This is a genomic window from Hyphobacterium sp. CCMP332, assembly GCA_014323545.1.
In the GTDB taxonomy this organism is placed as follows: Bacteria; Bacteroidota; Bacteroidia; order Cytophagales; family CCMP332; genus CCMP332.
The window spans coordinates 2732670-2752497 of the sequence record CP058647.1 but is presented as its reverse complement, the minus strand read 5'-3'; the positions used below and the strand labels follow the sequence as shown (position 1 = coordinate 2752497).

16 protein-coding genes are annotated in these 19828 nt (G+C 36.7%); 6 read left to right on the top strand and 10 right to left on the bottom strand.

Annotated features, from left to right (window positions below; translation table 11 throughout):
• Positions 1 to 77: 77 nt before the first annotated feature.
• Both HZR84_12135 and HZR84_12130 read left to right on the top strand, forming a co-directional pair.
• Positions 78 to 566: a lipocalin family protein gene (locus HZR84_12135; GenBank protein ID QNL22660.1), complete on the top strand. Its 489-nt coding sequence runs from the start codon at positions 78 to 80 to the stop codon at positions 564 to 566.
• 535 nt (positions 567 to 1101) lie between these two features.
• The gene (locus HZR84_12130) at positions 1102 to 2010 is read left to right on the top strand and encodes a hypothetical protein (GenBank protein QNL22659.1); all 909 of its coding nucleotides are present in this window, start codon (positions 1102 to 1104) and stop codon (positions 2008 to 2010) included.
• A 129-nt stretch (positions 2011 to 2139) separates the two neighbouring features.
• Here HZR84_12130 and HZR84_12125 read toward each other — a convergent pair whose 3' ends face one another.
• The gene (locus tag HZR84_12125; protein QNL22658.1) at positions 2140 to 2910 is read right to left on the bottom strand and encodes a LytTR family transcriptional regulator DNA-binding domain-containing protein; all 771 of its coding nucleotides are present in this window, start codon (positions 2908 to 2910) and stop codon (positions 2140 to 2142) included.
• 93 nt (positions 2911 to 3003) lie between these two features.
• Here HZR84_12125 and HZR84_12120 point away from each other — a divergent pair, with 93 nt between their 5' ends.
• Positions 3004 to 4686 (top strand): beta-lactamase family protein, encoded by a 1683-nt coding sequence (locus HZR84_12120; protein ID QNL22657.1) that lies wholly within the window; start codon positions 3004 to 3006, stop codon positions 4684 to 4686.
• 68 nt (positions 4687 to 4754) lie between these two features.
• Here the strand turns inward: HZR84_12120 and HZR84_12115 are convergent, their stop codons facing one another.
• Positions 4755 to 5360: a hypothetical protein gene (locus HZR84_12115; GenBank protein QNL22656.1), complete on the bottom strand. Its 606-nt coding sequence runs from the start codon at positions 5358 to 5360 to the stop codon at positions 4755 to 4757.
• Positions 5361 to 5866: 506 nt separating this feature from the next.
• Here HZR84_12115 and HZR84_12110 point away from each other — a divergent pair.
• The 3 genes from HZR84_12110 (at position 5867) to HZR84_12100 (ending at position 8330) form a co-directional block, all read left to right on the top strand.
• A complete protein-coding gene (locus HZR84_12110; GenBank protein QNL22655.1) occupies positions 5867 to 6106 on the top strand; it encodes a DUF2188 domain-containing protein in 240 nt (79 codons plus the stop codon).
• Positions 6106 to 6756 carry a hypothetical protein gene (locus HZR84_12105; protein QNL22654.1) on the top strand — a complete coding sequence of 217 codons (651 nt, stop codon included), beginning with the start codon at positions 6106 to 6108 and terminating at the stop codon, positions 6754 to 6756. Before HZR84_12110 ends, HZR84_12105 begins: the two co-directional genes overlap by 1 nt.
• A gap of 278 nt (positions 6757 to 7034) precedes the next feature.
• Positions 7035 to 8330 carry a hypothetical protein gene (locus HZR84_12100; GenBank protein QNL22653.1) on the top strand — a complete coding sequence of 432 codons (1296 nt, stop codon included), beginning with the start codon at positions 7035 to 7037 and terminating at the stop codon, positions 8328 to 8330.
• 74 nt (positions 8331 to 8404) lie between these two features.
• Here HZR84_12100 and HZR84_12095 read toward each other — a convergent pair whose 3' ends face one another.
• The 8 genes from HZR84_12095 to HZR84_12060 form a co-directional block, all read right to left on the bottom strand.
• Positions 8405 to 9088, bottom strand: coding sequence for a hypothetical protein (locus HZR84_12095; protein ID QNL22652.1), 684 nt, complete (start codon positions 9086 to 9088; stop codon positions 8405 to 8407).
• A gap of 119 nt (positions 9089 to 9207) precedes the next feature.
• Positions 9208 to 10692, bottom strand: coding sequence for an SAM-dependent DNA methyltransferase (locus HZR84_12090; GenBank protein ID QNL22651.1), 1485 nt, complete (start codon positions 10690 to 10692; stop codon positions 9208 to 9210).
• Positions 10679 to 11566 (bottom strand): hypothetical protein, encoded by an 888-nt coding sequence (locus HZR84_12085; GenBank protein ID QNL22650.1) that lies wholly within the window; start codon positions 11564 to 11566, stop codon positions 10679 to 10681. The genes HZR84_12090 and HZR84_12085 overlap by 14 nt, the downstream gene beginning before the upstream one ends.
• The gene (locus tag HZR84_12080; protein QNL22649.1) at positions 11563 to 13038 is read right to left on the bottom strand and encodes an AAA family ATPase; all 1476 of its coding nucleotides are present in this window, start codon (positions 13036 to 13038) and stop codon (positions 11563 to 11565) included. Before HZR84_12080 ends, HZR84_12085 begins: the two co-directional genes overlap by 4 nt.
• 76 nt (positions 13039 to 13114) lie before the next feature.
• Positions 13115 to 14923, bottom strand: a complete 1809-nt coding sequence (locus tag HZR84_12075) for a restriction endonuclease subunit S (protein ID QNL22648.1) — start codon at positions 14921 to 14923, stop codon at positions 13115 to 13117.
• On the bottom strand, positions 14924 to 17695 hold the full coding sequence (locus HZR84_12070; protein QNL23254.1) for a DEAD/DEAH box helicase family protein: 2772 nt from the start codon (positions 17693 to 17695) through the stop codon (positions 14924 to 14926).
• 419 nt (positions 17696 to 18114) lie between these two features.
• On the bottom strand, positions 18115 to 18780 hold the full coding sequence (locus HZR84_12065) for an NYN domain-containing protein (protein QNL22647.1): 666 nt from the start codon (positions 18778 to 18780) through the stop codon (positions 18115 to 18117).
• Positions 18781 to 19339: 559 nt separating this feature from the next.
• Entirely contained in the window at positions 19340 to 19828 is a 489-nt protein-coding gene (locus tag HZR84_12060; GenBank protein ID QNL22646.1) for a hypothetical protein, read from the bottom strand.

The window sequence follows — 19828 nt, the reverse complement described above, 5'->3', positions numbered from 1 at the left end:
ATATAAATAAATAAATTGCCATTAATAAATTTGTAATTATTGATGCATAGATTTGCCAAATGAATAAATTTATAACTATGAGAAATTTACTTTTATTAACAATTATTACGTCTTTATTTATCGCTTGTGGCGATGATGACAGTAGCAATACACCAGGAACTTCTAAATCAAAAACCGAATTACTTACAGAGGGAAAATGGAAAATTACAGCTATGACTATCGCGCCGGCCGTAGATCGGGGAGATGGAACGCTTGTAACAGATTTTTACAATAATTTCCTCGAAGAATGCGACAGGGATGATCTTCTTAACTGGAATGCCGATGGAACTTATGCCCACGAAGAAGGTGCAATATCTTGTGATTCTGCAGGTACGGGAGGTGAAGTTTATGATGAAGGCACCTGGTCTTTCAACTCAAGTGAAACCCTCTTAACTGAAATTAGCAACGATGACGACACCAGTACATTTACGATTGTTTCAATTACTACAAGTCAGATTGTAGCAACCGTAATAGAAGAATTCGACACGACTGAACATACCATTACCGCTACGCTTATAAAGCAGTAATCCTTCATCTTGAATAAAAAAAAGCACGGATTGGATTCGTGCTTTTTTTTTGCCTGTTCTGGGCTGAGGATTTTTCTGAATAGAATAAATTTTTGGTAGATGGAAACTTCACTATTGAGGACATTATTTACTAATGTATTTGATTTCAGGTGTATAAATTATTTAGTATTGAATATCGCTGTGACAAAAAAATGTAATGATTTTTAACATCCTTTTTGCAAACAAGGAAAAGTATAAATGACTTACAAACTAACCTATACAAAAATGCTTTTCATTTTTGAAATCCAAACTGTGGCATTAAAGAATTTTAATCAAAATATAGTGAAAGCAATAATTACTTATGCCTGTTTTAACAGATATGCCGGGTCATTGAAGACAAATAAAAGCTGTGTGAATTTCATAATATATATTATTATATATATGATATATTAAATTTATTATTAGATTTATTTAGAATAAATAACATAAAAGGCTTCAATCAACCTAATCAGCGTACATTTTCGAAAATAACATCCAATCACATAAATATATAATCATGAAAAAGGGACTATTTTTTTTAGCCTTCCTTGTCTTGGGAATGAACTATCTTTTTGCGCAGGCTTTGGCATCACAAAATAAATCTGCCGAAGTACCCATTTTAAGTGAAACAGATAAAAAGGTTTTTGTAGATACAAAAATGAAAAAAACCTTAAAGGAAAAATCGGGAATACTGACTTCTCATGCTATTACGTTTTATACCTCAGCTTTTTATAAATATGTTGGTACCGGAGCAGGAGGAAAAGTTGGTCAGCAATATGGATTTCTTCTGGAAGGTGTAAGCGATGATACATTTCAGGAAATTGCAGATGAAACCGGTAAATATTTAGAGAAGAAATTAACAGAATTCGGCTATAGCATTGATGATTATAATAAATTTCTCAGTGCAAAGAACATCGATAAGTTAAAGGAAAAGTCGGAAGAGCCAAAAGTCGAAAAATCGGTGCAAAATCCAAATTTTACCAAAAAAGTCAAAGCAAGAACATTTACACAAAACAATCGGCCTGTGTATCCCGAAGTTGTTGGCAATACGATGTATTTTAAAGCAGTACCGAGCATGAAGACCAATGCGGTAATTTCTAGATTTGACATCAATTTTCTTTCTTTTGGACAAAAGATTGAGAGTTCAAAATTATTCGATGAAGGAAAAACAACCGGACAAATGCTACTGGAATCCAGTATACACGGAGGAGCATCGCTGCAAATATTAACTCCCTCATTAAAATATGGAGAATTAAGTACGATTTTAAAATTTAGTCACCCAAATAAAGATGGATTCGAAGCTACAGGAGAAATAAAAGATGGGTTTTACGTACTTAAAGCGGATGAAGCCAAATACAAGCAATATTCGATTGAATTAATCAATACTTATATTGACTTAATGATGGATCATATGGCCTCTTTATAAAGAGTTGAAAATGAGGAACCTTTCACGAGCTCGATGAGCTCGTTAAAATGCGTTTAAATAGTAAAAGTCCTGCCCTGAAAGCTCAAACTGTTCTCGTGCTGTGTGAACATGCTTAACTGAATTCTTCAATTAATTGAGTATGCGCAGTGTTTTTCTATAACTCCTGCCTATGGGTACGGTGAAATCACCAATCTGAATAGTGCTGTACTGAATTTCCCGGATCTGTTCGGTATTAACAATATAAGAACGATGGCATTGAATAAATTCAGAAGGGAGTTTGCCCAAAACCTGAACCAAAGTATTGCGCTCCAAATATTTTTGATGCTTTAGCTGAAATTTCACATAATTACCATCGGCTTCAATAAACAAAATATCTTTGGGCTTTACCAGAACATTTCGCATGCCGTCTTTAATGCTAATTTTTTCTTTTACCGGCTTTTCGTTTCTTAATATTAGAACGACAGCATAGACAAATGAGGGCAGCAGAAAAAATATGGCGTTCATTAAAAACGTGCCCAATACTATACTTTGAACAATAGGAACCTCAAATCTTTGATTCCAAGCCGACCAAAAGATTGTATCCAGGAGTATTTCCACAAAACATAGTATTAAAAAAAGCAGACTGCTTTGTTTAAAATATTCAGCTCTGTTTTTTCTTATATAAAAATAGACCAGGCAGGTATTTCCATAAAACAAAGTGATGTTGATGAGCAGTCCATAAATACCTGGAACTATCAGCGAATAATCCTGGCTGTGAAATTCTCCAACGGTAATGTCCCAGGAAGGAATATTGATAAGAACGAGCCCGGAAATCCAGATAAAAATATGTGCAATACGCTCCTTAGCTGAAAGTAAATGATAGCATTGCTTTAGCTTATCCAAAAGTGTATTGTTGTTCATAATCATAAAATGGTTGTTGGTCACAATTAGATTAAAAACATTTCCCTCTTTGTTTTTTAGCAATAATTTGCGGCGTCAAATAAGCAAAGAATATTGAAAAAGTTTGTAGGTCTTTTCTTTCTGTTAGTTTCGTTTATTACCCGGGCGCAACTCTATGAGTATTTCAAAGCAGAAAAAATTTACGGGCATTTTAACGGTGTTGTGCTGGTCAAAAAAGACAGCAATGCTGTATTGGAATACACAAGCGGCCGGGACGTAGATCAATCCGAAATTTCAATAAATACAGCTTTTGATATCGGTTCGTTGAGCAAACAATTTACCGCTGCTGCCATACTTCAACTTGCATCCGAAGGCAAATTAGATCTGCATGGATTTATCAATACTTATTTGGGTGAATACGCTAGCGATAGATGGAAAAAAGTTACCATTCATCAGCTTTTAACGCATACAAGCGGAATACCAAGTTTATACCAGACCGAGCAGGGACTGGAAATTTTTATGCCCGAAGAAAGGCCAATTGCTTTAAAGGATTTGATCAATAGATTCAGCGATGCCAAACTATTGTTTTCACCCGGAGAGGAATTCAGTTATAGCAATTCGGGCTATATCCTTCTGGCGGCAATCATCGAAAATATTTCCGGTCAAACCTATAAGATATATATGGAATCCAAGGTATTTGCGGCTCATGATCTTCAAAACACCTGTTTTGGAGAGCCACTTCATGCGGCCAGGCCTTTTTACGGATACAGAAATGATCTTTTAAAACCCGCCCCGGTATTTGACCCTTCCTGGTACCCGGGAGCCGGGGGAATCTATTCGACAGCGGCCGATCTTTCAAAATGGATCCTTATCATTCAAAATGAAGATTTTCTCAATGAAAAGCTGAGACCTGCATTTTTAAAACCACAAATTGCCAATGGCAGATACGGCTATGGATGGCAATTTGCTGAAAATGGTATCATAGAGCACGATGGTGCAAACAATGGTTTTGTGAGTTTTCTAAGTTTTAAAGCAGAGAGCAATGAGCATCATGTCATTCTGACGAACCGCAGTTTTGAAGACATTCATGCCCTTGGCAAAAGCGTGAATATGCTGAGAGAATGGTCCTCAAGGATATGGAAATATTCGCAGGGCGAGACAATTGAGCCTTTGAGCTTAGCGCTTTCTGATTCACTTTTTTCAGGGGACTATTATTTTGAAGATCAGTCCAAATTGACATTTACTCCAACTGATACTTTTATAAATGTTAGTTACTCCGATGGCATTGTGAGCCGTATAATTCCAAAAACCAGTCTTCCCGGAGTATCGGAATCAGAATTAAGAATGATTGGAATCGCAGACTGTCTTGAGCGAAAAAAATACTGGAAGTTCGCCAAATATTGTGATTCGGAAATGAAATTCGTGTCTTATTTCGGATTGATGAGGATTGGAATGAATATGATGAAAAAACAAGTGGGCAAAATGATTTCAATTATTCCGTATTATGTGAAGGAAAGGCATGGCCTGATGCGAATGCATGGAGATAAGGGCGATCTTGATCTCATCATTTACTTTGATGAAGAGCAAAAGGTAAAGGGTGTTTTTGATCATGGATTTTACCCAAAAACAAGCATTAATGAAATGAGAGCCTATCCGATTGGCAATGGCATGTATTATCTCGATGGATTTCCATATGGTGAAGCATCGCTAAGCATTGAACTTAAAAAGGAATCTGTGGTATTGCACCAAAAGCAAAAACAAATCCCTGCTGTAAAAAAATTCGCAAAGCCAAAATAATATCCTAGTCCCAAGCGCCCACCCAAAAGTATTGTTCATAGGCCCGCCCTGAAAGCTCGAAGAGCTCTTCAGGCGGCCATTGTCACAATTTGAGATATTCCGTTTAAATGATTTAAGTCATGAAGGCTCGAAGAGTCCTTCAGGGCGGCCATAGTCACAATTTGAGATATTCCGTTTAAATAATTTAAGTCATGAAGGCTCGAAGAGTCCTTCAGGGCGGCCATTGTCACAATTTGAGATATTCCGTTTAAATGATTTAAGTCATGAAGGCTCGAAGAGTCCTTCAGGGCGGCCATAGTCACAATTTGAGGTATTCCGTTTAAATAATTTAAGTCATGAAGGCTCGAAGAGTCCTTCAGGGCGGCCATAGTCACAATTTGAGATATTCCGTTTAAATGATTTAAGTCATGAAGGCTCGAAGAGTCCTTCAGGGCGGCCATAGTCACAATTTGAGGTATTCCGTTTAAATAATTTAAGTCATGAAGGCTCGAAGAGTCCTTCAGGGCGGCCATAGTCACAATTTGAGATATTCCGTTTAAATGATTTAAGTCATGAAGGCTCGAAGAGTCCTTCAGGGCGGCCATAGTCACAATTTGAGATATTCCGTTTAAATAATTTAAGTCATGAAGGCTCGAAGAGTCCTTCAGGGGGGCCGTCAATGCAATGTGTGACATTCAGCCTCTTTTAATAACAAACAAAGAAATCCGCCCCAATAGGAGAAATCCCCGCCTGCCTACGCTTCTACCTTCGCTAAAGCTATGGTAGATAAATAAGCTTCGGCAGGCAAGGGTATCCAGAAATTTTAGATTATCAAAAGACGTTTAACTGTTTAACCGTTGAAGTGTTGTATGTGAAGCTATTGTAAAATATCAAAACTGCATTTCCTACTCCTAATCAATTTATTAATGCTCCAAATTGTTTTCACATTAAACCATGCAGCTTAGCCCTTTGGCCGCCTGGCGCAGAGCGATGGTGAAGGATTCTGTATTTGGAAGAAAGTTAAGTCAATAAACAATATGGAATAAAAAGTACGATTGCCTGATAAAAAAACCTATCCCGAATTAGGAGTTGTCTGATTAAGAATCGCTAACGCAAAATAAAGTTTATTTTGATAAAAAAATATTAAAATGAAACTTGAGATTTTTAAAATTGGTTATTTTTATAATAACTAAAAATAAATATGGCAAAGAAATCTAATCATGTAATCCCGTCTCAAAAAAGTGGAGGATGGTCAGTGAAAAAATCTGGATCCACAAGATCATCACGAATATTTGAAACTAAAGAGAAAGCTATCAAATATGGTCGAGCGATAAGCAAAAACGAAAAAACGGAACTTTTTATTCACAAAAAAGACGGAACAATTCAAAATAGAAATTCATATGGAAATGATCCTTTTCCACCACGTGATAAAAAACATTAGTGCCAAAACCTAAAGATTACAACCAAAATGTTTTCATCAATTGCCCATTTGATGATAAGTATTTTGAACTTTTAAAAACACTTCTTTTTACAATTCTCTATTTTAAATTCAATCCAAGATTAGCCTTAGAATCTTCAGATTCTGGATTATCCAGATTGGAGAAAATAACTCGATTAATTCAAGAATCAAGATATGCCATTCATGATATATCCAGGCTCCAGGCCAAATCAGCCAATGAATACTTCAGGTTAAATATGCCATTCGAATTAGGTATAGATTACGGACTTCGACGATTTCATCCGAATTATAATGACAAAAGGTCTTTAATTCTTGAGTCAGAGAAATACGATTATATGAAAGCCATTTCAGACATAAATGGCATGGATATTAAGAATCACAAAGACAATCCAGGCCAGTTGATTGAATGCATAAGGTCTTGGTTTTCAGAAACAGTTGGTTTAAGAGATTTAAATGGTTCAGAAAAAGTATATTCAGATTTTATCGATTTCAACACGGATTTATTTAGAACTAAAATGAATAAATACGCAGGCACCCATAATTCCACTGAGGCCGAAAAATTTGCCTCGTCTGAAATCAATGAACTGACGATTCCTGATTTTATTGATGAAGTTAAAACCTGGTTAAAATAACAAATTGATATTCATTAAAAGATATTTTCTCACTTCTGCATTGGGTAGTTCAAAGATGGGGTTTTGGTTGGAAATAAGGTATATGCCACCTCTTCAAATTATGGAATTAAAGCCGTTGCTATCAAATACTCAGGCGATTGAATTGGACTCAAGTGTATTTTATAAATATTGGACTAAAAAATACTATGGTGATATTTAAACTCTTTTTGCAAGTCTACATGTTGAGCAGGCGGGCGAGGACAAGTTGAAGGTAATTAAGTTATGAATGTTTAAATGATATGAATAGAATAATTCTCATAGGTAATGGTTTCGATTTAGCCCATGGTCTTAAAACCAGATATAGAGACTTTATAAACCACTATTGGGAACAGCTTATTCTAAGGCTAAAAGAAACACCAATTGGACATCCGTTTGAAAATGATGAATTAGCAATTAGACAAATACCTTATCGACATTTACAGAATGCTTCAATTACTCAGTTATCAAAAATTCTAGAAGATTTTAATTCTGGTTTGATCATTAAGAATCGATTTTTCTGGAATATCCTAAAAAAATCTCACATTGAATTATGGGTGGACATTGAACAAGAATTTTATAATGAGCTAAATAGAGTAATTGATACACGCAAAAAAGAAGCTCCTATTGGTTCCAATGTCCAAAAGTACACAATTGGTGATCTGAACTCTGACTTCCATAATACGATTCTTCTTTTAAATGAATATTTGACCAAAGTTGAGTCAGAATACAAACTCGATAATCCAAGAATCAAATCTCAGTTAAATGATCATATGTTTCATCCGACTGAATTAAAAAATTTATCCTTAGATTCAATCGAGAAGCTTTCAAATCAAGAATTTGAACTTTTAAAAGACAGCCTGTCTTCGGTTAGAGATAATTATGAAAACAGAATCAAAATTCCAGGAAAAAAAAGGGAAATCATTGATCAAATTCACCATTCTCATGATCCTAAAAATCGTTTGAAAACTTATATGTTTTCAGAGCAAGGTAAAGCACATTTTGACTTTAATCCGAATACAACCTTGTTATTAAATTTTAATTACACCTCAACTCATCTAAATTATATTAAACCTAATCTCAATAGATTGGTTGAAGTAAGAAGTCCAAGTGTCATGCCTATTCAAATTCATGGTTCAATTTATCCAAATGATGACAATCCGATCATTTTTGGATTCGGAGATGAGTTGGATGAGCAGTATAAAAGAATTGAATATTTAAATGATAACAAGTATTTGGAATTTATTAAATCAATTCAGTACTCAAACCGAAACAACTATAAAAGACTTTTAGAATTTATCGAAAGTGATTTCTTCCATGTATTGATTATGGGGCATTCCTGTGGAATATCCGATAGAACATTGTTGAATACAATATTTGAGCATGACAACTGCGCATTTATCAAGCCCTACTATTATCAATGGAAAAATCAAAATGATCAAAAAGTATATAACAACTACAGCGACATAGTAAGAAATATTTCAAGAAATTTTAATTCCAAAGCAAAAATGAGAGATAGACTGGTCAACTATGAAATGTGTTCACCATTGATTGAATAAGCCTATTTAGTATGAATGGGGCGTTGGTGATTTCTACAAATTTACTTTTATTAAGTCCATAAAAATCCATTTGATTATTTACTTGGTCTTTGTAAAAAATAACCCTTTTTTTCTTTAAAGGAGTTTTTTCCCGTTTTGATAAGCTGAATACAAATCCAAATTGAAATAAATATTGGTAGGGCTATAGTAAATGAAAAATCTAATTCAAAATCAATAAATTCATATTTATTTTGTTTTGGATCAGTGAAAAACCTTATAAACAATCCAAACCAGGCAATTAGTATTGAGAAGCTCAGAATGCTATTAATTTTTGATACTGAATAAAATGTTCCAGTTTTATAAAGGGTCTTGTAGATTGGACCCGTAATTTCATTCTCTAATGCATCGATATGCCCTTCCCAATTCTCTTGCCAGCGCTTACTTCCGAGGTTAACTAAGTACCAAGCAAGACTGAAAATGATGCCCAAAAGAATAATATATAATTCAAATTCAGAGTTTTTCTCAAGAATACCCTCCCCCTTATTTGAATTCTTTAATGTCAAATAGCCACCAATTAACAAAACAATAAACCCCCAAAAATACGCTGCTCTTTGCCAATATTTATTAATCTCAAAATCCCTATTTTGCCATGCACGATCAAGAGCTAGTTTTAACTTTTCATTATCTTGATCTTTCCAATCATGGAATTTAGGATAATATTCTTTAGAATGATCTTCAATGCCATTTTCCTGTTGCTCTAAATCGTAATTTAAATCCACAATTATATTTAACCTTTGTCTAATCTGGATTAACCACTGAACAAAAAATATATTTCTCGACATTCGAGAAAGCCTGTCTATTATCGGGCGAAATAAATACCAGATATAATCCCAGAAATTCATTGTTTCTCTAATTTCAAAGCCACATCCCTAAAACTCTCCAAAGCCGCTTCAATGTTTTCAATGATTTCTGCGGCTAAAATATCCGGTTCTGGAAGGTTATCCAGGTCAATCATGCTGTCATCTCTAAGCCAGGAGATGTCTAAACTCGTTTTATCTCTAGCTAGTATTTCGTCATACGAATATTTACGCCATCTGCCCTCTTTGTTTTCTTCCGACCAGGTTTCCTTGCGCTCGTGACGATTCTTGGGATTGTAGAGTTCTACAAATTCCTTCAAATGCTCATACCTCAACGGACTTTTCTTCAGCGTGTGACTGATGTTTGTTCGATAGTCATATATCCATACCTCTTTGGTCCATGGATCTTTAGCGGCTGGTTTGGCGTCAAAGAAGAGCACATTGGCCTTGACCCCTTGGGCATAGAAAATTCCTGTTGGTAAGCGTAGAATGGTATGTAGGTCTACCTTCTCCATCAGCTTTTTTCGAACAGTCTCTCCTACTCCTCCTTCGAACAATACATTATCAGGAAGCACTACAGCTGCTTTTCCGGTGGTTTTGAGCATGGAAACAATGTGCTGAAGAAAGTTTAGCTGCTTGTTGGTAGTAGTTACCCAAAAGTCATTTCGATTGTAGCTAAGGTCTTCCTTTTCTTCTTTCCCTTCTTCATTGGTGATGGTAATGCTGCTCTTTTTGCCAAAAGGTGGATTCGCCAGCACATAATCAAATAGATCACTTGGTTTGGTCAATAAGGCATCTTCTCTTTTCACCGGTGGCTCCTTATCTAGTCCTCCAATGTTATGAAGGAAAAGATTCATTAAACTCATTCGGGCTGTTGATGCTACGATTTCCCAGCCGTGAAAGGTGTCTTCTTTGAGAAACCGAACATCTTCTTTGTCCAGCTTATAGTTGTCTCGGTTGTTGATGAAGTCATAAGCGGAGAGAAAGAAACCGCCTGTTCCACAAGCTGGATCGGCAATGGTTTTTCTTGGTTCTGGTCTTACACATTCTACAATGGCGGTAATCAATTCTCTAGGAGTGAAATACTGGCCAGCACCACTTTTAGTATCCTGTGCGTTCTTTTCCAAAAGCCCCTCATACATGTCTCCTTTTACATCGGCATCCATGCTGACCCAGGTTTCTTTGCCAATCATCTTGACTAGACGATCTAACTTGGCAGGGTCTTGAATCTTATTCTGGGCTTTGGTAAAGATTTGGCCCAGCATACCTTTTTCCTTTCCGAGCTCTCGCAGAAGCTCTATATAATGAGCTTCCAGTTTAGGTCCACTCTTAGTGGCAATGCTTTCCCATTTATATTTATCCGGAATACCTGATTTTCTTTTCTGTGGTCCTTTTTCTTGCTCATCTGCCATCTTCAGGAAAAGCAAGAATGTAAGCTGCTCCAGGTAATCTGAATAGCTTACACCATCATCTCTCAAGGTGTCACAAAAGGACCATATTTTGGCTACTAGGTTACTTGTTGTCATCTTCTTCCTCCTTTTCTTCAGGTATTACGTAATCTTTACAGTATTTATCAACATCAATATTCTCCGTAAGAAGTTCTAATGCCCAATCCCTCCTAGATGCTTTAAGACAGCTTTTTACAGTTGATGATAGTTCTTCGCATGGAGCCAGTAATATTCTTACTTCTTCTAATTTTGCGACTAATCTCTCTTCGCGACTTGCACTAGGATTTTCGTTGTATTCTCGGTCTAGTTGATCTACCTCATTGACTAGCCTATTTACTATACTCCATTTGACCTTCCGCTCTTCCATTAAATCTTCATAATTTAAATCAAGCTTGTCGATAGTATATGAGGCACGAAGGTTATCCCAATGATCAACATTTGGATTTGATGGACTCATAGATCCATTTTCATTTACTGTAAGTTTTTTAGGGTCATTTGGCCTTGTTGGGTCTAATAAGTAAAATATTTCATCATCACAGTCGTCATCAGGGCAGGTAGCGCAATTCCTTTTTACAGCGAAATGGTCAGATTTTGCCGTATTTCCCACACTTCCTGCTATGCGATAATTGCAATGGTCAAAAGTCTTCCACCAGTATCCATCACGTATTATCTTTTTACCAGAGACATCATCAACTGCCTGTTTTTTAGGACGGAAATGATCAACGTGATAATGAGAGTAAATTTCACGAGCTTCCGAGTACCAGCATTTACCGTAGGATAATGCCTTCAAGGCAGGTTTGAGTTGCTTCCAGTGTTTCTGACTGGATACCTTATCAATGATTTTTTTCCTAGCTTCCGAATCCACAGCTTTAGATAGATCCTGCAACAGTTCTTTTGACTTATCGAGCCACTTTTTTTCGACCGAAAGTTTATCTATATCAATAAATATCATTTCTCATCCTTTTTCATCTTCCTGACAATTTCAAGTGCTTTACTTTCTTTTGATTCAGCAGTTGAGATCGTAACTGGTTTAGATTCTTTTTGGTCTTTCTCATAAGCTTTGACAAACTCAGTATAAAGCGGATCTTTGAAGATCTGAGAAAACCCTTGTGAGTTCAGAATTTCATACAATTCTTTCAATCTAACCATATCCTGTTCATTCATTTTTCCCTCTGATTCCTTGAAAAGCAGAATATTACGTTCGTTGATTAAGTCCTGAGTTTCTGAATCTAGCGTGGTTGGAAGGTTGAACATCTCGCTGGTAAGTATTCCTGCTACTCCTAGTCCTTTTGGACTTCTTCTTGGTTGATGTGTTTGGGTTTTACCTTCACCATCTCGCTTAAAGATCTGAACTTGGCTCTTTTCCATATTTCCGATAACCAATGGGTCATGTGAGCAAAATATGATTTGTGTGCTTTCAGGTCTTTTGACTACATCATCTATGTAATCCAGGAACTTCCATTTCCACATTGGATTGAGGTGAGTGTCCGGTTCATCTAATAGAATTAATGCTTCATCATCCCTTGTAAATTTGAGCATTCCCAATACAGTTAGTAGTTGCTTTTCTCCTTCACTAAGCTCTTTATTTGGTATCTCACCTGATTTAACCTCCTTTACTACATTGATTCTAAGCTCATGAATCAAGTCGGAGATATCCAGACTGTTAAGTGCATTGAAGAAGTTAGTTTTATCTGAATACTTAAATTCCTTTAGGTCCATAAAAGTCTGTTTGTCTTTTATGTACAAGTACCACCGATCCTGAGTCTCGGAATGTTTGTAATTTGGAAAGTAGCCCTCTCTATTGTTGATGGGTGCAAGGGAAAAAAGCCATAGATCATCTAAAAACCTGCGCACCAAACCTTTTGAGCCCCAAAAGCGATCTTCTTCAATTGATTCCTTTGCCCATCTAGGTTTCTTTAGTGCAAATAAAGCAGAGCCAAAATCAAGAATTCCCAATTCATCTTTTAAGAACTTAAGTGTCTCCTTTTCTCTTTCCTGAAATAAATAGAAGGCCACCAGGGCCATACTCCCGTGAATATTGTCTACCAAGAAAATTCTTGGAATTTCATTGAATTCTGAATATTGAGAATCGTCTGAAGTGATGCGCTCGTAATACTTCCTCAGGTGTGGATTAAATAGGTCTGACATCCGATTGTTGATACCAGAGTAATAGACAAAAACATGCTTTGGTAGGTAAGTTTCTTTCAACTTAAAAAATTCTGACTTTGACTTCAGCTTGGCTCTATCTACGATGAACGTATAACCAGATTTTTTTTCAAAGTCCACCTCAATATCATGACTTCTACATTCATATCGGATTGTAAACTCAAGACCACTGTGTGTCTCCAAGTCCAAGTCTCGGAATATGATTACGAGTGCTTCTAGAAAGTTTGATTTCCCAGTTGCATTCAACCCAAGTAACACAGTTTCTCGCTCTCCTTGATCCAAATCAATCTTGAAGTCAGTAAGATTCTTAAACCCTGACTTGATATGAACGTAATCAATCCTCATCGATAATAGACAGTAATGATTCGTTACCTCTTTTAACCTCTTTAATCTTCTCTTGGATTTTCTTAAGCTCAAAGTAGAATTCATCAATATTTCCTTTGTGCTTGCTTTGCTGCCACACTTCTTTGGCTGACATGGGCTTTTTGGCAGCTTTGAGTACATCTTCAACACTTAGTTTTTTGCTCATCTTCTTCGTTCTTTTAGGTGTCTTTTTCCTTTGTTTTTTCAGCTCTTCCAAATACTTCTTTTTCTCCTCTTGAATGCGCATTAGTAACTCATAAGCAGGTTCATCATTGGAATCCTGATCAACTAGTTTTCCTTCAAATGCTTTTTTCAAGATGCTTTGACGGAGAGCTTCAGTTTTTGTTATGCCTGCACTTACTTCCTCCTCTAATTTTTCAATGATTGAAACCTGTGATTCTATTTCAGAAACAATTACTTTTTGCTCTTCAAGGCTAGGAATTGCAACTGCTGCTTCGCGCATATTTTCTAAACTCAGCACTGGCCTTCCCACTCCGTAGACCAATTCATTGATCATCTTTGCTCCAAATGAATTGGATTGAAAATAATTATGCAGGTATGGTGTGATTTCTGTGTCAACCGGTTTCATCAGAGCCACAGATTGACTTACATATGCTTCAGGTATTTCCTGGTCAATAATAGCAACCTTGCCAACATTGGCACCCGTAATAGTCATAAGTAAGTCACCTTTTGAACTAGGCTTCTTTTTACCTTCAACCTTTTCTGGAAGATCCACAAATGCTGCATCTTCTAATTCTAATTTATTGGTTTTAATATCTTGTGTCCTTATAAAATATGAACCATAATCGGAATAATACTTTTTCCAATCTCTTGATCCACTTGTCACATAATAAAGTAATTCATTATTTCTAACCCATGACCAAGAATCAGGTATCAATGGAAATTTTTCAAGGTCTTCTTTCTTCAATTCAGGAAATTCACTTGGCTTGGTAGGCTTTCTAGGTTTGACCCCTTTCTTCCCCTCTTTCTCCCAATTCTTCACCGTTACTTTCCAGTCTTTCAGTTCTTGCTCGTATCTGGCTTGACGTTCTGCTTTGATGCGTTCAAGCAGCTTGTCGGCTGGTTCTGGGTTGTTCTTTTTTCGCCACTCTTCGGTGAGCTTACCTTCAAAGGCATGCTTAAGCAAGGCTTGGCGATAGACTTTTAATTGATTTTGTGCAAGTTTGAGGTTCTCTACACCATTGTCTAATTCACTAAACAGCTCTTCTATTTTGGCAACAATCCGGTGTTGTTCGTTGAGGGGTGGGATTGGGAACTGGATTCTAGAGAATTCTTTGAACTTTAAATTCCTTAAATTATTGCTCCCGCCTTGGTACTTTGTTACCTCTCCAGAATTATAAAAAAAAGTGAAATAGAAGTTTAGAAACTTCTTATCCAATGAAGTTGGGAATCTCAGTAGTCTTAAAAAGTTAGTGCATACTTTTGGGACTTCTGGTTCAAATGATAAAGCTTGTTTGTCAATCAATACTGTTCTACCAACAGGTTGATCTGGTCCACCACCTGAAATTTCAAGTAAAATATCTCCGAGTTCGAGTTTCCTTGAATCAAGACTAGAATTTTTAATACACCTTAACGAGGCGGTGCTTCCTTTGTCTCTACTCCAGTCACGAAATTCCGAACCTCTAATAACATATACTTTTGTGAAATCCTCATCAGAAAAATTCGCCTCTTTACCCCAGTCACCCCCTATTACATACATCAAAATGCTTTCTAGAGGTTGCGATTCCCAATGCTCACTGTATTCTATAAATTCTTCCATCTATGCCACCAACTCCTTATTTAATTCATCAATCATAGTGTCCATCTCTTCTCCAAATAGATCCCACATCTTCATCATTCCACCTTTTGAATCAAAAGGACTAAAATCCAGATCATCTCGGTCTAAATGAAAGGAAGTAGCAATGTGATCTTTGATCATTCTTAACCAGGTCATTTGTTCTTCGGTGTATTTCACTGGTCCAGCCTGCTTCTTAAATACCCAATCCTGAAATCGCTTATCTACTACTTTGCTAAATGGCACCAGTTTTTGATCCAGCCCAACCACTCTTCGTACCAACGCCACTAATGCCGTCAATTCATTCAATGGAGAACTGTGCTGTAAGCCATCCAAATGTTCATAAGCTTGCCACAATCGCATGGGCGCTAAGGTTGGCTTGTCTTGTTTCAGCTTTTCCAAGAGCTCTTTTACGAGATTATAAGTCAGGTCTTTTCGGCTATAAGGTTCAGCATAAAACCAACTTAGCGCTAAAATCTCATCCTGATGCGCAGCGATGTAGTCTTTGAAATCATTGACTATGTTTTGTGCCTTGTCTTTTTGCTCCGTATCCCACCCTGCAAATTCCAATTCGTCAATATTCACTACATCAATGATCTGCTCTAGGCTCTTTCGCACATTATCTACATACTCAATCAATTCACCTGTTATAGGGCCTCCCGCTTCTCGACCCATTTCTTGCTGGGTTTCTTCTTCTTGCGCAGGTGTTGGGTGACTATGTCTGGCGATGGCTTCCGTCTTTACTTGGTCAGGATCAAAAACCGCTAATAGATCTTTCATCATTTGATTGATGGTTTTTCCTCCTGTTAATTCCTTGAATTTCTCCTTTTCCTCTGGAGAAATCTGTTTTTCAATTCTTCCCAAACGGCCAGCAAGTGAAACAAACACGTCTTCATCCACCGCTCCCATCATGGCCATGTGCATCAGGTCTTTCAATGGTACCGTCCGCTTGCGTTCCAGCGGTCGGCTATCTGTTTTCACTTCCTTCATGACTCCTACTGCATCCACAATCACAAAATGATCTTTCGTGGCGATGGCCGATGGGGTCACCTTTTTCAGGTCTTCGAACTTGATGGTCCGAGTACCTCGGCCTTTCATCTGTTCAAAATACCCTTTGGATTTCACATTCCGCATGAAGAGCAGGCACTCTAAAGGCTTTACATCCGTGCCCGTGGCAATCATATCCACTGTAACCGCGATACGAGGATGATAATCATTTCTAAATGAAGATAAGACTGATTTTGGATCTTCCTTGGTTTGATAGGTAATCTTCTTGCAGAAACTATTGCTCTCGCCAAATTCCTCGCGAACAATGTCTATGATATCATTAGCGTGACTATCCGTTTTGGCAAAAATCAGCGTTTTGGGAACTTCCTTTCTTTCCGGAAATAACACACGGAGTTTGTTTCGAAATGCTTTGATCACATTTCGGATCTGGCTAGGATTGACAATATCTTTATCCAGTTGTTTACCAGTGTAAGCCACTTCTTCATCTACCTGCTCCCAGCGCTTTTTTCGTGAGAGCTTTTCGCGCTTATCCACAAACTCGTTCGCTTCAATCACTGCTCCCGCCATAGTGATTTTTGTTTCAATCAGAAAGGTATCATAGGTCACGTTTACGCCATCAGCCACCGCTTCCTCGTGTGGATACTCACTAACTACATTTTCATTAAAGAAACCAAACGTGCGTTTATCAGGAGTAGCTGTAAGTCCTATTAGAAATGCATCAAAATAATCCAGAACTTGTCGCCACAGATTATAAATGGAGCGGTGACATTCGTCAATGATAATAAAGTCGAAAAACTCAACAGGTATCTTTTCATTATAAACCACTGGAAGCGGCTCCTTAACTGTGATTACTTTCTCGTTAGGATTCTCTTCTTCTGCTTTCTCGTCTAGTTCTTCCCCTTTCAAAATGGAGTAAAGTCGCTGAATTGTGCAAATGATCACGTGCGCATCAGGATTGATATAACTTGACCTCAATCGCTGAACCGTATAGAGTTCTGTGAATTTTCTATTCTCATTAGGAGGAGTGAAAGCCATAAACTCTTGCTCGGCCTGCTCACCTAAATTTTTAGTGTCAACCAAGAAAAGAATTCGCTTGGCCTCACCGAATTCAAGAATCCGGAAAATTGATGAAATAGCCGTATAGGTTTTACCTGCACCAGTGGCCATTTGAATTAACGCACGGGGTTTGTTTTCTTCAAAAGACTCTTCTAGATTTTTAATTGCTTTAAACTGACAATCGCGCAGTGACCCTTTGTCAAGTGTTGGGAAAGTGTGAAGACGAGCTCTTAGAGTATCCTCCTTTTTTAATTCGTCCAATATGGTTTCGGGTCTTAGAAATGAAAACACTTCTCGCGCCCGTGGTTTCGGGTCTCTAAGATTCCAGAATTCCGTTATTTCTCCAGTAGAAAGAAATACATATGGTAAAGTTTCATCATTTACGATCCATTTTAATTTGCTAGATGCATAGTCCTCAGCTTGTTTTTCATGGGACTCTATTCTGTGACCTTCTTCTTCTCTTTTTGCTTCCACAACCCCAACTGGTTGTTTGTTCACAAATAGTAGGTAATCAACAGGTCCTCTTTCTGTTCGATATTCCCTGACTGCTACACCTAATCCAGCATTCAAATTGATTTGCTTCAAATCCTGAATGATCCAACCACAAGCTTTTAATTGCTTGTCGATGTTGTCACGTGCAATTTGTTCAGGGTTTTGGTTGGTCACTAAAGAATTCAATTTTTGTATTAGCATACTTTGCAAGACCAAGTTAAAGAAAGCATTAGTAATTTTCATCCTAAAAAAGTCCTAAGTAGAATTGAAATAAATATCGACAGTATGTGAAGATAAAATGGACAAATTTTATTTATAAAATTCCACATCATCCCAAAACTCAAAATCTCCGAATTTTTCATCTCAAACATTTGGTTCAGTTCTTGCGGGCATAGCAAATAGTATCAATTGGGCTTTTGACTAGATCGGCATATTGATTTGAGAATCTTTCTCTTCAATTGCTTTTGTGTTTTCAGTCTTTTCCATTTAGCGTGCTTTTATGCACTAAGCTAGGCGAAGAGACTGCAGTGTATATGCGCAGACAAAACTGTCTCCATTTTATAATAAAGTCTAATACTTGGTCAAAACCGTATCTTTTTGCGACCTTTTTAAATTGAATTTCAATTAATGGCCTTTTTTGGTTTTGGAGAAGTTGATTTTAATCCGTCTATATGTTCGAAAAGTGAATCATCAATATTATTCCACATAGGGTCCAAAACAAAATCAATGCCTTCCCTCCTGGCCAATTTTGCTGCGGGCACAAAGTCTCCATCTCCGGAAATAAGAATAACTTTATTTACAAGTTTTTTGTATGCTAAAGAAGCAATATCCAATCCAATTTTCATGTCAACACTTTTTTGCTGAATCTGAAAAACAACTTCACTTTCGTCTAAATCCGAAATTTTTAACTTCCCATTTAAGAGTTCCTTGGTTTTATTTGGATTAATAATCCATTTATTATTGCTTTTAAGGTAACCAAGTCTTAAAGCGATCTTCCTTTTCTTTTTTAATTCCTCAAAAAATAGGAGGCGAAATATTGCGACTTCGGATTTCCCAAAATCGATTACTCTTGAACTAATCGGGTTGTGGGCTTTCTTTCGAAGAGGCATACAATCGTAATAAAATATACGATATAAATACTCATCTTTTGCGATATGTTTTTTACATATTTCAAATAAGTTATCTGCTACTTTTGCAGGATTATGTCCTTTTGCATAAAGGCGATTATAGCGCTCCAGGAAAAAAGCATCATCGATAAGAATAGCTACATGATTTCCAATTTTCATACCCCTATAAAAACAAAATGCCTTTGGTTTGGCATACTCACTATAAGTTAGATTACAATCGAATATGCTTTGCCAAAGGCGCTATATAATACAAACATAAAGAGCGGTAAAAAGATTTGCAATATTTTGTGTAAAAATCTGGAAATAAATTCGTTAACGTGGCTTTTGATTTCGTGGGAGCTAAATATCTAATTATGAATCATGAGCATTTATAAACATTGGAAAAACTCAAAGCATCCCGATCATCCGGCTAACTTAGATCAATCAGGTCATATAAGCTCCCCCAATTACCCATCATAATTCCCCATCCGAAAATTGAATTTCTAATTCAGGTTTAATACGGCATTAGAAATGCAATGAATTTGAAAGTCACACCTGTCGATCGCTTCGTTACGACCGTTATTTTTGTTACCAAAGGAGGTGCCATTATCTTGATACTAAGAAGAAATTAGGAGAGAACTAATTTTGATTCAAACTAAGCTTCAGGGAGGGGTTCTTTTATTGTGCTATTCCAACAAAATTCAATCTTAAATATATCTACAAGCAAACTTGTCTTTGTTTATCTAATTTCCTGAAATTGGCTTTTTTCCAATGCCTTGATCAATTGATTGTTCTTTTTAAGCAATTTTTCATTATTCTCCAGCTGGCCAATCTTGGTATTGAAATTTTTTAGAATATCAGAATACTGACTAAAATTAATATCCTGAAATTGACCAATTGGCTCATTGTATTCTTTTATTTCAAAATTTTCTGTAAGACTTGTGCCTGCAATTCGAAAAGAATTAAAAAATTCCATATTTGATTTTAGATTGTCGGGTGCTTGGTTTAATAATGCATTGAACTGATCATTGCTTAAATTAGCAAAGATATAATCATAGGTTTTAAACAAACCTTCTACACCACCTCCACCACCTGCTAGAGGTCCTCCATATGGAACACAAACTACAACAAGTCTTGTCTGCTCAAATGATCCTGCTGGACATTGACCTAGACAATACAATGTCGCTAAAACAAATAAATTACTGAAGATCAACTTTTTTAAATGCAT